Raw genomic sequence first — 14,170 nt, 5'->3', positions numbered from 1 at the left:
GTAAATAAGACCGTGGGTAGAGATCAAACTACCTTCATGAAATATCTGTCTTTGCATTCTATGGCTCACTTCATCTACACAAGCGCACAAATTCGAGCAATCGAAAATAAAATCAAAGCGCAAAATCCCTCCCCCAGCTTGATGCAGAGAGCGGGCCTAGCCGCAGCACTTGAATTCAAACGAATTTACCCTGCTCCCGCGACCCTCCTTATCTTTGCAGGCCCCGGCGATAACGGCGGTGATGCGTACGAGATGGCTTATCAGCTACAACAGTTGAGCAAGCCAGGTATCTCTGAATCAGCAACAGAAGTGTCATTCGACAGCGCGCATGCTTCCCGTGAATATGAGATCCATATTGTGCGGGACAAGCATCAGCAAACACTATCTAGCGATGCTCTGGCGAGCCTTGCTAGAGCACAATCATGCGCTATCCACTGGTGGGACGTTCAGGACCAATACGAGCCCGTGCTGGAACGTTGTAACGCCATCGTCGACGGGATTTTCGGGATCGGTCTCAATCGCCCCATTCAAGCACCATGGGATCAAGTCATACAGCAAATCAACCAAAATCGCCTTCAACGAGACATCGCCGTCATTGCGCTCGATATTCCGAGCGGCTTATCCGCGGACTTCGGCACTGTGTTCAAACCAAGCGCTTTAGCAGATCAATCTGCCTCTCATACTTTGAACACTAATAGAACAATCAATCGTGCAGCGATCAACGATGCATCGATCAAGGCAAGCAACACCTTCACCTTCATCGGCGATAAATTTGGTTTACACACGGCTGAGGGACGTGACTACGCAGGGCAAGTGTCGGTGATGAACTTGGACATTTCAGCGGAAGAGTTTCCGATCTCGAACATCGAGCACAATCAGGTTGCATCAATCCAAGCACAACTACAACGACGAGCACATGCGAGTCACAAAGGTAGCTATGGTGACGCGCTGATTATTGGTGGCGCACAAGGAATGCGCGGTGCGGCATTCTTGGCAGGACGAGCAGCACTACATGCTGGTGCTGGAAAAGTTCATCTCGGATTTGTCGACATAACATCAGAAAACGATGTCCCACTCGACATCATGCACCCTGAAATCATGTGTCGCTCCGCCGAGCAGTGCCAACTGCAGAATACGAGCGTCGCGATAGGCCCTGGGCTTGGGCAGAGCGAGTCATCCAAAGAATTACTCCTGCAATGTCTGAAGCTAACTCACGATCTTGTTATCGATGCGGATGCGCTCAATCTGATCGCTCAAGAACCACCTTTGCAAAGCGCGCTAGCACAAAGAAACCAATCACCATTGAGAGGTTTTTGCAATACGATTATCACGCCCCACCCTCTCGAAGCCGCTCGCCTACTCTCGTGTACCGTTCAAGAGATTCAGGCTGATCGACTCAAAGCCGCCACCGAATTGGCACAAAAATGGAACTTGATCTGCGTTCTGAAAGGCTCCGGCTCACTCGTCACCGATGGGCACACTTGCTACGTGAACGGCTCGGGCAACCCAGGACTAGCAAGTGGCGGCACCGGTGATGTGCTCACGGGCCTATGTGTGGCTTTATTGGCGCAAGGGCTTTGCGCCTTTGATGCGGCTCGACTCGCCTGCTATGTGCATGGAGCGGCAGCTGATCAACTAGTCGCCGCCGGCGTCGGCCCGATCGGACTTTGTGCAAGCGAATTGCCTGCGGCGATTCGTCAGTACCTCAATCGCCGTGTGGGCGAGTTCGATTGATCTTCCAAAATTGACGTTCCAACATTGATGCACCAAGATTGATATTCAATACCCGTGCATTCAGATCGGGCGTGGCAAGCTCAATACAAATTCAACACCGTCGATGCAATTGCGAGCGATGATCGTCCCGCCCATCTTTGCCATATAGGTTTGCGCCACAAAAAGACCTTGACCACGATGTTCGTCGGTCGCCTCTAGGCGTTGATCCGATACGCCATATTCAAAAATTTTATCGAGCATATCGTTCTCAATCGCAGGTCCTCGGTTATGGATATGGATCGCCACATTGGCCTCGGACACTTCGACAGAGATACGAATTGCCGTCCCGTGCGGACGGTAACGATCAGCATTCTTCAAAATATGGGTTACCACATCTTCCAGCGAATACTCATCCGCTTTGACGACTATGGGTCGGTATTGATGCTCATATTCGACGTCAACAATGCCCGCGTGCGGCGCATTTTCAGCAACATAACGCAGGAACAGGTTTAGATCGAGCTCGCCGATCTGCAAGACGGTTGACTGAAACGCTTCACTTGGCGTGGCGTGACCATACAAAACCTTGATTGCTTGTTGCATACGGTTGATATAGCGATGACTTTGGTCGTCCGCCGATGGATGCAACACCATCAGACTTTGTAAAGGCGACATAATCTCATGTCCCACCGCGTGCCACATTTGCTTCTCTTGCTCTGTACGAATCGTTTCACGCTCGACGTCCTCTTTCACGCGACGTAAAAGATCATGCAAACCGCTGGCCAAGACGCCTAACTCATCAGGGCTGCGCAGATCACTGACATCGAGTTGATCGAGCTCACCTGCTCCCTTCATCGTCCGCGATAATTCCGCCGCACGTTTGGTGAGCAAACTAATTCTTCGGATAATGCTAATCTCAATCAACAACCAAGCCAGCAGTAAGGCCAGCAACATCGCGCCCACAAACCACGACACACGGGTCGCCACCACGCTCAGCGATTTGCTGACACTTCGTACGTCTCCCCTCATTTCTAACTCGTAGTTATCGAGTGGCGTACTAATCAATTCTTTGGCTTCTAAGGGAGAGCTAAATTCATCGACCGGCAAGCGTCGAATCAAGCGTGTCAATAAATTCCAAGATTCTTCTTCCTGTTCAACCTTACCGAGCAAACGAATCACTTCGCGTTTTTCCGAAGACTTCCGGAGTATCAAACTCTCGCCGGGCAGCAACAAAGCGTTCAAATCATTAAGTGAAAACGGTGTCGCACTTGGCACCGATTTACTATCGAGTAAAGGAGTCTCGCTATCGGGACCTAAGACCGTTAACTCCACCTGAATTTGTTCGAGGTCCTGCGGTGGCCAGATCGGGCGTTTTTTCTCAAACAGTGCTTCTTGTAGAACCGCGATCGGCAGGCGCAAAGAGAAAAAAGTATTGCGCTCGCAATTGAGATCTTTGCCATCAAGCTTGGCATCATTACACACTGACTTTTGCCAAGCCCATCCACGGAAGTCACGCACAGGCCGACCATTCTGCTTACCGATATCGCTTTCCCAAAAGCCCAACCAGCGCCCTTTAATGCCGATCAAACCATTGCTACGTACACCGGTTTCTTCCTCGAAAGGGGCAAACCATTGATAGTGCTGACCGCGTAAGGCCACACTCACTTTGATCCGATGTGCTTGCTGATCAAGCACTTGACCACGCACATGCGACACCAAGGAAGGGCTATTAAAACTCCCTGCCACATAAATAAAACCACCAGCCCAGGGATTATTACCGATCCCCACGCAGAGCGACCCATCGTTACCATACTGGACCAAACAACCAGACATCGCGATTGCTTGTTGCACTTTACTTTGGTCATCAAAATCCAGTGCCGAAAACGGCAACAATAAAGGGTGAAGGCTAGCCGTATCTTGATTCAAAGGCGGATTCAACAAGGCTAATTGTCCAGCAGGATGACGCAGCGTTGCACTAATCTGACTCACAGTCTTATTGAAGTTGGACTGATAGCTATTGTAGGACAGCTGCTTCTCTTGCTGCAGCAAAGATAGCGCTAAGGCCAAGGTCGCCAAGGCCAATAACAGAAACACGCCACGAAAAATAATCCGCAGCCGGTAACTCGCCACCAACCAGCGTTTCATGCTTGATCCACCCAGCGGAAGCCACGCATGGGGACATTTTCGATACCATCAAACTGCGGATCGATTTCGCGAAATGCATCGCGTATGGTACTCACGTGTTTGCGGATATTATCGCGATTGCGGCCGCTTTTCACGACCTCGTATAAATCGTCATAAGAGACGACTTCGCCGGGCTTTTCCAACATCACCGACAAAATTCTCTGTGCCGTTAAAGGTAGGTTAATCCGTTGCCCACGCCACATTGGTGTGCGTTGACGCAAAGGATCAATACTGACGACATCCTTCGCTGCTGTAACTTCTTTCTGCCCCGACTTCCTCGCTTCACCCTGTTTTTCTTCTTGTTGGCGACGCTCACGCACCGCGCGCAACATATCAAGAAAAGTCTCGATGAAATCGGCCTCTTCGAAGGTTGCTTTTTGCAGGTAATCCCAAGCGTCAAGCGCTTTCATAATGCTGCGATAAATCGTCGCGGGCATTGCCGATACCACCAATACGGGCGTCGCATGTCCATCACGCCCAATATTCTTATTGATGGCATTGATGATGGCCACCCCGGCGTGACGCTCTCGGCCCAACTCAATGTCGAGCACCACCAAATCATAGTGTTCTCGCGTAATCGCCGCCTCGGCATCATCTCGATTAAACCATTGGTCTATGTGAATGCCTGGCTTTGCCGCTTCAATCCAACTTTTGAATTGATTGCTGGTTGGCTCATCATCTTCGATCACCGCCACACGTATAGATTGCGACACCTTACACCTCTTAAAAGCGAATATCTTTGGCTCATAGGATGGACCGATCATGAGTCCACCACCTTATCCCGCCACCTTAATAAGCGCAGTATCGCTGTTTTTGTCTAAAAAGTCAGTTTTGAGCTGTGAGTTTTTCTTCACAGCGTCTTCCGTTCCTAGCCTATTTCTTCCGTGGCAATGAAGAATTCCCCCTCAGCGCGGCATTGAATGCTCCTGCCCACCAGGCGCAAGATTCGTCTCAAGCAAACGCAATCATGCACTTGCTTAAACTCTTCAAACACTTTTGATCTTGCACAACACTAGGAGGCATCATGACAAACCGTTTAAAAACTTTGGTCAGCGCAGTTCGTTCTAGCTTCGCCAGCTTATTCACTAGCAAAAACCCTGGCTATGGCGCACCTGGCGCCACAGACGCAAATGAAAATTCAGAAAGCGAATACCAAAGTGAATACCCTGCGGAATTTCAAGTAAAAACACGTCCTTCGATTTTTACGCCTCAATTCTTTAAAGCGACTGCTGCAATCAGTTTAGTAGGCTTGGGCGCGTATGCCTTGTACACCCATCCGCCGCTTAAAACGGTGCAACGTGGTGAAATCGGCCTGCGTGCCAATCAATTGACAGGTAACGTTAGCGCCTTTCGTGAAGGTAGTGTGATCGTTGTTCCTGGCCTGCATCAATTGCGCAAATTTAGTCTGCAAGACCAGCTCTATCGTCCAAGCAAAAATCGTAGCAGTAGCGAAGCTCCATTTCAGTCCATCGAAGGTTTGTCTCTGGGCGTGGATTTAGCGGTGCGCTACGCCATCGATCCGAGCAAATTGGTGAACAACGTTAAGGGCTTGCCAGACGATGTTGGCGGTCAAATCGTCGAACCTTTGGTGCAAGGCGTGATGTACAAAGCCTTTACCAAATACACGGTCAAGGAAATTTTCTCCAGCAAGCGTGGTGAGATTCAACAAATTATCGAGACCGAATTAACACCGAAGTTAGCGGCTGAAGGTATCACTTTACGTGCTGTCACCATCGGCAAAATTGATTTACCAGAAGACTACAAGCGCGGCATGGAACGCTTGTTACAAGAAGAATTAGAGACAGAAAAAATGCGTTACACATTAGATCTGAAAGAAAAACAAGTAAAGCAGACGGCATTGGAATCTGAAGCCGAAAAAGTGCGTCGTGAGAAAGCTGCAGAAGCCGCCGCCAACGAACAAGTGATCGCCGCCAGAGCGCAAGAAGAAGCGATGAAGCACGTACTGCCATTCAAGCAAAAGCAGATCGAGCAACGTCAATTGGAAGCTGAAGCAGCAAAAATTTCGATGATTAAGACTTCGGAAGGTAATGCGCAAGCGCGCTTGATCGAAGCGGCAGGTGAAGCAGATTCGCGTCGCAAGTTGGCTGATGCTGAAGCCTATCGCCAAGAATTGGTGGGCAAAGTGTCGAGCGCACAGTTAGAGCGTGATGGCGCCTTGTTATCGAAGCACCCGTTGCTGATTCAAAAAACGATGGCCGACAAGTTATCTGACAAGATTTCCGTCATTATCGCGCCGCCTCCAGCTGACGGTGGTTTTATCGGCTCCGCCTTGCTTGGAACAGGTAAGAACACAAAAACCAGTGTGAACAAAGAAACGGTACAAACTGAAGCAAGCGAAGGCAATGAAGGTAGTAACTGAGGTAGCAACTGAGATTGCAACTTAGATAGCAACTGAGTTTTATCACTACATTAGCAAGCAAGAAAATCATTTAAGCATTCACTAAAAGAAGGAAACATCATGTTATCGACTATTGCCGCCGCTGCCACTTCGAGCCTTATCGCCATCGTTGCGCAGGATCAAGCAACCCTGCGTGCAGCTCCGCGTGACAGTGCACAACAACAAGTCGTGTTGTGGCAAGGCGATGCGCTCGAGATTCGCGGCGAGCGCATGGATTATCTGCAGGTGTACGACCATCGCCGTGAACGAGCTGGTTATATCAAAGCATCGCAGGTGCGCTTAGTGCGCACGGATGCTGATGCCGCACCTGAAAGCTTGTCCGTGATTCGTTTTTTACGAGAGGCGCCAGGATCAGAGGCGCTCGGCATCAGTTACGCTGCCGCTTTCCTGAAAGCAGCTCCTGCGACACAAATCAATGCTGAGGTATTCGATGCAATCGGCAGTATGGCTGACCGACTCGCCCGTCGCTCGACCAATCTGAGCTTGCAAACGGGCACCATCAAACCCAATAAGCAAATGGAATTGAGTGTTGCAGCCCATCTCGAAGTTGCCAGCTACTATGGCGTGCAGTTCAAGAGTTTTGAACGTGAGGGACGCATCCAAGTGTGTTATGACGGCGAGGCCTTTCGCCGCGTCTTAGCAATGAACGCTAATGAGGAACAAAAGGCCCGTGCCGCCCTCGCCCTCACACGTGCCGAATGCATCAACCCAACTACCCGTCCTTTGGAAAAGTTTGCGATCGATAACTGGCGCGCCGAAGTGCTCGACCGTGTTGACATCAACAAACTCAGCGAACAACAAAAAAATCGCATCAAAATGCGCAAAGCGAGCGTCTGGTCTGCGATTGCCTATCAACGCGCGCGTAAAAATGAAGATGTACAAGCGGCCGGCAATCGCGCTGTATTAGCACTGGCTGCAGTCAATAAAGAAGAACTGAGCGATGACGACAAATTGAGTTATACCGAAGCTGGTATCCGTGCAGGCACTTCACGTTGGGCGGCAGAATCCAGCCCGAATTTGAACAGCAAGAGCAAATTAAAAATCGTCACCACTGAGGGTGAACTAGGCGAGACTTGTGTCCATTTAATCGATGACAAACACGATATCAAGAACGCCCTGGTAAAACGTTGTACCTACAGTGTGGTGTGGGGTAACTCTGTTCGCATCAACGCACAAAGCAATGCCATCACCATGGCCGTGCAACCGATGGAAAGTTGGCGCGAGCTGTGGTTGTTCCGTCAATCCAATAATGGATGGAGCATTGACGTGATCCCGCCTGCCAATGTTGATCCACAACTGGGCTATATCGAATTTGCTGGCTGGATTCCGGCCTCGAATAAATTCTTGGTAGCACGAGAAGCGAAAGTCGATGGACAATACAAGCGTCGCTTCGAAGTCATCAATATGGATAGCTTACAAGCAGAAAACGGTGCAGACCAACCTTCGTCTTTAAGTGTCTTTTACAAATGGCAGGACCCGATTTGGAAATCACAAACGCTGAGTCTTCGATAGTTTGTGATAGGGCTACAATTAAGGCGACAAGTCAGACCACAACCCCGATTATCGTGCATCAAAATATTTACACCATCCGACACTATCACTCTCACTGCGAGCTCTCGCCAGCAATGAGAGTAGAAAAGGAAAATCCTCCTGGACCTATATATGTGAACCGCCCTAGAAAAGCATCAATCTAGGCGGGGGGGCAGAGCAATTTCAATCAACGGATATCAAATTTATTGTCTTGAAAAAAAATCCCAAATGAGTGCGGGGCCATTCGGTGACATTGGAGAGGGACCAAGCAAACGAGGACGTCGCCAGTATTCCTGTGGCATACCGTGCCCACCACCTAAAATTGTGACGAGTTGGACTTCCTTGTTTTCGTCACTTTTCCAAGTTATCTGCTCAAAACCTGAATTTTCTCCATTGATCAAGCTTACTGGTTTAGTTTCTAGCACTGGAGTCTTACTTATCCCGTTAAGTTCGACAAAGAACCGGGCGGATTCAGCCGACGAACGCAGAACACCACCCTTATAGAACAAACCTAGCAAACTGGTTTCGCCTCCAGCATGATGCACAATAGGGTCTGCGGTGCCATTCATTAACATCACCGAAGTACTTGAGTCAGGCAAGATACATTTGAAATTGTCAACGACAGGAAGGTTGGCGGAGACTGCTGCAACAGCACGGAAACGAGTTGGTGCTTCAACCGCCAATCTCAAAGCCATAAAGCCACCAGATGACACCCCCGTTGCAAAAACGCGATTGTGGTCAAAACCCTCCTCTGCAATCAGTTTATCGCTTAGTGCGGTCAAAAATTTGACGTGATCCAGCTCTTGCCCGTCCAATTGAAAGTCACCCACCCTACTACAGTCGTTCCAATCAAAGGAACCTGCGCTTGGGTATACCACACCAAATCCATATTGGTCCGCAAGACGATCAAAACTATAACCCGTTTCCAGACGAATTTGCGATCCATTTTGACCGGAACCATGCATCACTATAACTAGCGGTGCACCTTTCGTTAAGTGCTTCGGCAGATATGTGCGGTAAGTTCTCTCCTTGCCATCAACCTGAATCGTCGCCTTCGAAAAAGTGCCAGAAAGTGCCGGCATTTCGGGATCTGGCGTGTAGAGAAAATAGACAAACAATGAACCAAAGATAAGCAGTAGGCAAAGCAAAGCAAACAGCGTTCGACGCAAGATTTTTTTCATCATTTTCCTCAATGAGTATGACGAGTTTATTACAGAAATTTTACTTAGCAGTACGCCATTGATCACCCTGCTTTTTAATATAGTGACGATAAACGTAAGACCAAGGAATCACAGCATAGACGAGGATGACAGCGCCGATTGCAAATACATTCGGCAATAACTTTTCATCTAAAGTTCCATTCATCCACAATGGTAAAGGGACAGCAATGAGCCAAACGGTTTTCCACAACAATTCCCACAAAAGTATTGGAAGTAGCTGCAAAGGATAACGAATTCCAACCAAGCAGAGCAACCAAAATGCAGCCATCATCGACGTTTCGACACCTCGAAAAAACTCCCAAGCTGAAAAGGCCTTTTTAGCAGAGAGTACATCTGGCCACAAAGTGAGGGAGAGACCTACAACGACCAGCAAGTACATGGCCCGTAACATATAGAGACGCGTGAGCGAGACTTCATTCATCATATTTCCTGTGTTTCTAATTTAACGTAAATTTGTTTTTGAGAGAGGATTAAGTTTTCTCGAGTTGATCGATATGACTCTACTTCAATAATTTGATCTGCTCTTCTGCATCAGCACGAGCTTTCTTCCCGAGCTCTGGTGTGAAGCTGAGTGCCTTCTCGAAAAAGGAAATGGCTTTTGCTTTTTCTCCCAAAGCTTGCCAGCTTTTGGCGAGTCGATAATTCGCAGCAGCAGTCGCATCAATGTGCAATGATTTTTCTAACTGAGGCAGCGCTTCTCGGGCTTTCCCCTGTTCCTGCAATGACCTGCCTAAGCCTAGATACACAGGAGCTGACTCGGGAAAGCGTTGAACTAATTCACGAAACATCTTTTCCGCATCAAGGAATTTTTTCTCGTTGATCAGGGTCTGCGCGATCTCTGTAGAAATTTCGTTTTGCAACTGAGCAATCACGGGGTTTCCGCCGGCATTCACCGCCAAAGCACCGTTCTTGGCTCTTTCTATTTTTTCATCTTTAAGGTCAAACTTCGCTTGCAGTAGACTTGCTACAGCAGGGCTGACTTTTTGCATTTCTGCGATCACGTCCTTCGCCTTGGAATTACTCCCGCCCATTAAGCCAGGTACTTCCAAATAGAAAGTCATCAGGGAGTTCGCAGCATTAAAATTCTTTGGATCCAATTCAATGGCTTTTTTGAAGGCATCACGAATTTTTCCCAATGAACTTATGCCAGACATCACGCCACCTTTTTCGGCTTTGACTCCCAGCACATTGCCGAGCGCTTCATGGCACTCAGAGTTCTTAGGATTGCTAGAGATACACTGCTCGGCAATCTTTACTCCTTCATCGAGACGAGAAGTTTTGGGATCCACTAAAATCAAGTCTACTTTGGCAACTAAAGCGTCTGCGTTGTTCACCTCCACCGCTAGCTTCGCAGCGACTAGACGTTCGACTTCGGCGTGTTTCTTTGCTTTGATTAACGCACTGTATTCATGAGCCATTGCTGGGCTAATGCCAAGCATCGGGGTAAGCATCATGGAAACGGCGATTACATGGTGAATACGCTGTAAGCGAGGGGCGAAGATATTCATATTTTTCCTTGGTGTGTGAGTCAATAAAAAGTGATTTAGAGGTTCTAGAAGATCTAAAACCGCAATCGATAATGAAGTATCTGCGATGAGGCTCGTCCAATTCCACATTGATCAGATGTACTACGGTCTTCATGCCTTGAGCCGCGGTAGAGGCAGGCTGAGTTACAGCTGGATGGAAATACAAACAGGCGTCCGTCTTTAACTTCGCTAGGAGATCGCTGCGAATGCGCAATAGCAATGAAGCAAACGCAGAAATAAATTGACAGCAAAAAAGCTATCAGGGGAATGAAGTTTCTTAGTATCTGTCATCTGGACAATGACATAACAAGACCTGAAGTGGTTGGGTTACTAACTTACTTTAGAAATAGCGAAAATTTGACTCGTGATGTGAGCCTCAATGAAATCCTTGGAAGAATACGAAAATGGTCTGACCACACCTCGCAGAAATGACCTCAAGAAAAGCTCTTACCGGTATGAATCAAAACGAGGTGTCAGCAAAAGTTGCTCGTCACAAATCAGAAAACTACATCTGTTTGAAGTGGTGTAAATAGCTACGACTGACAGGTAGCTTATCATCGCGCCCCTTCATAAATATCGTTGCAGTTTCGTTCTCTCCGCGATTCACATGACTCACCATATTGATATTGACTACGACCGATCGATGCACTTGTATGAAGTTTGTGGTATCGAGCTGATCTAATAATTCCTTGAGCGTACTGCGAATTAAAGCCTCTGCCGCTTTTCCATCTTCACCGCGCCATGCGATTAAGGTGTATTTCTCGTCCGAGCGTAGAAAATCGATACTGGCAACTGGAATCATGCGCAAAGATTGCCCGACCATGGCTTTAATCCAACGCAATGGCTCAGGCGCTGTTTTTTTCTGCATACGCGCCTCCAACTTATCTAGTAGTGCGTCGATATCAGGTGCATCCTGCGCTGTGCCTATGCGTTCACGTAGGCGTGCAACAGTGTCAGCAAGGCGCGCTGGATCTACCGGTTTCACTAAATAATCCAAAGCACCTTGTGTGAACGCCTCCACCGCATATTCACTGTAAGCAGTGACGAAAACTAAGTGCACACCACGTCCAATTTGTCGCGCCGCATCTATACCGGTGATTCCCGGCATATGGACATCCAAAAAACAGACTGTCGGTTTCAGTATTTGATATTGTTCGATTGCTTCGCGACCATTGCGGGCCTCTGCGACGATCTCCAACTCTGGCCAGATTTGTGCGAGCATGCGGATCAACGAACTACGCAATAAAGGTTCGTCATCAGCAATCAGTGCGGTTGGGCGGTTCGATGGCATTTTTAGTCCTTATGACGAAGTATGTATTGACGATTCCAACTTTACAGGCAGGTTTATTTCCGCCAGAAAGCCATGTGGCTCAATCGCAGACAAACTAAGATGAGCGTGTTCGCCAAAGACCAATTGCAATCGTTCTTGCAAATTGACAAGACCCGTTCCCAGTCCCGCTCCTAGCCCTTTACTCACATGCGTTACGCCCATTCCAACACCGGTGTCACTAACTTGGGCAACACATCGATCCGCTTGCATAAAAACCGAGATATCAATCCTCCCTCCCTCTTCACTAGGATCAATGCCATGGCGTATAGCGTTCTCGACTAAGGTTAGCAAACTCATGGGTGGACAAGGAATTTGTAAGGTCGCTTCATCAACATCAATAGAAAACTGCAACCGATCTGGCATTCGCATATACATCAATTCCAAGTATGCGCGTACGAGATCAAGTTCTTGTCCCAAGGTGCTTGCCGCACTATTCAAGTTAGGGACGGCAGCACGCAAATACGCGATTAAACTACCCAGTACTTTCGAGGCTTGAGGCGACCCAGAATCGACCAACTCGCGCACATTGGCTAAGGTATTGAACAAAAAATGGGGCTCCACTTGTGCTTGCAATAAACGTAAGCGTGAATCAAGCGCATCACGGGCCAACTCACTGCGCTCCAATTCAAAGGCTAAGGCTTGTCGCTGAGCCTGCCCACTAATTTGACGATACAAAGCGGCCATCGCTATCCACGGTGAGAATAACAGACCAGCACCGACCATTTCTCCAAAACCATCTATTTTTTTCTGCACGGTATACCAAGGGACGGGCTCCCCAATCGTTGTCAGCGAATACGCCAATGCGGCTGCAAACGGCACTACTACTGCCACTGCCGCGACTTGAAATACCCAACGAGCGGCCCAAGCCGGAAACCGTTTAGGCCAGCGTTCCACGATGCCAAATGCTGCTAGTTGCATCATGCCGATCAAAATGAGGCGGACGTAGATCGTTATCCACCAGGACGCCCATGTGAACTTCATCATGATGCTCAATATGAGGGTCGCAAACAGTACAACTTTAATTCGACCCCAACCATATATTGGTGGTCTTAGTGAGGCGTCAAATGATTCTGTGTTTGCCATAGTGGGGTCCGATATTAAAAACGAAAACTTGCTGCGTTAAATGCTTTTAGTCAGAGAATGATGAACGGAGTGTAATCGGCTAATTTGTGCTCAACCATTTCTGTTGGACGAATGACGGAACAGGCTTGATCGACCACGCTACACACCGACCAATTGCAGTCGAATATTTCTCACACAATATGCTCCCAGATCTTGTGAGAGTACGTAGCGCCAATGGCAAGCGCCTTTTAACCACTTTTCTATAAAACGATACCGATTTTCTTACGCGCTCGAATGACAGCATAGCTGTTATTGGACAGCGAAACCACAAAGGTCAAACCATCTCAGACCAAAATCGTCGTCCCCTGCCACCATTTAAGGCACCGCCTCCGTCATTCATCGCAATCAATTCTAAAATTCTTGCCCCTGATCTTATTCTGGCAGACACCAAGCAACTCCACAGGAATTCTTATGAAATGGATACACATTATGACTGGCTTAATCGCCATAGCTTCCGGCTTCTTTGCTTTGTATGCCACAAAAGGGTCTGCCATACATCGCAAATCAGGAATTATTTTCACCTTAGCGATGTTAAGTATGTCACTCAGTGCTGCGATCATCTCACTGTTTTTACGTCCTGATCACGTAACTGGTGTTGTCGCCCTATTTACCGCGTACCTGATTTGTACTTCGTGGTTGGTGGTAAGACGTACCGTGCAAGAAAGTCGCGTTACATTGGAAGGCCTTGCTCTGGCTGCAGCTGTGCTCGGAGTGTATTCGCTCAATTTGTGGCTTGATTTTACCGCTGATCCAAAATCACTGATTACTAAGAATAGTCCTCCACAAGTACTCCTTGTTTTCGGATCGATCAGTCTGCTGTGCGCAACTGCGGACATACGCATGATATGGGCTGGCGAGATCCTTGGATCGCAACGCTTGATGCGGCACCTATGGCGCATGTGTTTTGCTATGTTGATTGCGACTGGCTCATTTTTCACTGGGCAAATGCAAGTTTTTCCAAGCTTCATCCGCAAGAGTAGTGTGTTTGGAATTCCGACACTGGCCATTCCGGTGCTCTTAGTAGTCATCACAACTATCTATTGGATTTTATGCACATTCATCAAACGCAAACGGACCAAGCCGAAAGTATCAATTGAAAGATCATAAAACACGCATGGTGACTCATTCA

11 protein-coding genes are annotated in these 14,170 nt (G+C 48.2%); 4 read left to right on the top strand and 7 right to left on the bottom strand.

From position 1 onward, the window contains the following. Positions 1-36 precede the first annotated feature (36 nt). Positions 37-1,734, top strand: coding sequence for an NAD(P)H-hydrate dehydratase (locus RF679_RS07960; RefSeq protein WP_309483681.1), 1,698 nt, complete (start codon positions 37-39; stop codon positions 1,732-1,734). 60 nt (positions 1,735-1,794) lie between these two features. Here RF679_RS07960 and RF679_RS07955 read toward each other — a convergent pair whose 3' ends face one another. Together RF679_RS07955 and RF679_RS07950 are read right to left on the bottom strand one after the other, a co-directional pair. Next, complete coding sequence (locus RF679_RS07955; protein WP_309483680.1) at positions 1,795-3,855, bottom strand: sensor histidine kinase; 2,061 nt, start codon at positions 3,853-3,855, stop codon at positions 1,795-1,797. Then, the gene (locus RF679_RS07950) at positions 3,852-4,607 is read right to left on the bottom strand and encodes a response regulator transcription factor (RefSeq protein WP_309483679.1); all 756 of its coding nucleotides are present in this window, start codon (positions 4,605-4,607) and stop codon (positions 3,852-3,854) included. The genes RF679_RS07955 and RF679_RS07950 overlap by 4 nt, the downstream gene beginning before the upstream one ends. Before the next feature lie 311 nt (positions 4,608-4,918). On the opposite strand from RF679_RS07950, the gene RF679_RS07945 reads away from it, so the two are divergent. Continuing rightward, positions 4,919-6,274 carry an SPFH domain-containing protein gene (locus RF679_RS07945; protein WP_309483678.1) on the top strand — a complete coding sequence of 452 codons (1,356 nt, stop codon included), beginning with the start codon at positions 4,919-4,921 and terminating at the stop codon, positions 6,272-6,274. Positions 6,275-6,373: 99 nt separating this feature from the next. After that, entirely contained in the window at positions 6,374-7,825 is a 1,452-nt protein-coding gene (locus tag RF679_RS07940) for a hypothetical protein (RefSeq protein ID WP_309483677.1), read from the top strand. 221 nt (positions 7,826-8,046) lie between these two features. On the opposite strand, the gene RF679_RS07935 is transcribed toward RF679_RS07940, so the two are convergent. The 5 genes from RF679_RS07935 to RF679_RS07915 form a co-directional block, all read right to left on the bottom strand. Next, on the bottom strand, positions 8,047-9,027 hold the full coding sequence (locus tag RF679_RS07935; protein WP_309483676.1) for a CE1 family esterase: 981 nt from the start codon (positions 9,025-9,027) through the stop codon (positions 8,047-8,049). A 37-nt stretch (positions 9,028-9,064) separates the two neighbouring features. After that, positions 9,065-9,487 (bottom strand): hypothetical protein, encoded by a 423-nt coding sequence (locus tag RF679_RS07930; protein ID WP_309483675.1) that lies wholly within the window; start codon positions 9,485-9,487, stop codon positions 9,065-9,067. 76 nt (positions 9,488-9,563) lie between these two features. Next, positions 9,564-10,571, bottom strand: coding sequence for a tetratricopeptide repeat protein (locus tag RF679_RS07925; protein WP_309483674.1), 1,008 nt, complete (start codon positions 10,569-10,571; stop codon positions 9,564-9,566). A gap of 523 nt (positions 10,572-11,094) precedes the next feature. After that, positions 11,095-11,880, bottom strand: a complete 786-nt coding sequence (locus tag RF679_RS07920) for a LytR/AlgR family response regulator transcription factor (protein WP_309483673.1) — start codon at positions 11,878-11,880, stop codon at positions 11,095-11,097. A 9-nt stretch (positions 11,881-11,889) separates the two neighbouring features. Beyond that, positions 11,890-12,903, bottom strand: a complete 1,014-nt coding sequence (locus RF679_RS07915) for a sensor histidine kinase (RefSeq protein ID WP_309483672.1) — start codon at positions 12,901-12,903, stop codon at positions 11,890-11,892. 549 nt (positions 12,904-13,452) lie between these two features. On the opposite strand from RF679_RS07915, the gene RF679_RS07910 reads away from it, so the two are divergent. Next, entirely contained in the window at positions 13,453-14,148 is a 696-nt protein-coding gene (locus RF679_RS07910; RefSeq protein ID WP_309483671.1) for a DUF2306 domain-containing protein, read from the top strand. The last annotated feature ends 22 nt before the right edge of the window (positions 14,149-14,170 follow it).

This window comes from Undibacterium cyanobacteriorum (assembly GCF_031326225.1).
In the GTDB taxonomy this organism is placed as follows: domain Bacteria; phylum Pseudomonadota; class Gammaproteobacteria; order Burkholderiales; family Burkholderiaceae_D; genus Undibacterium; species Undibacterium cyanobacteriorum.
Note: the sequence above shows the minus strand (reverse complement) of the source record. Positions and strands in the feature narration are given on the sequence as shown.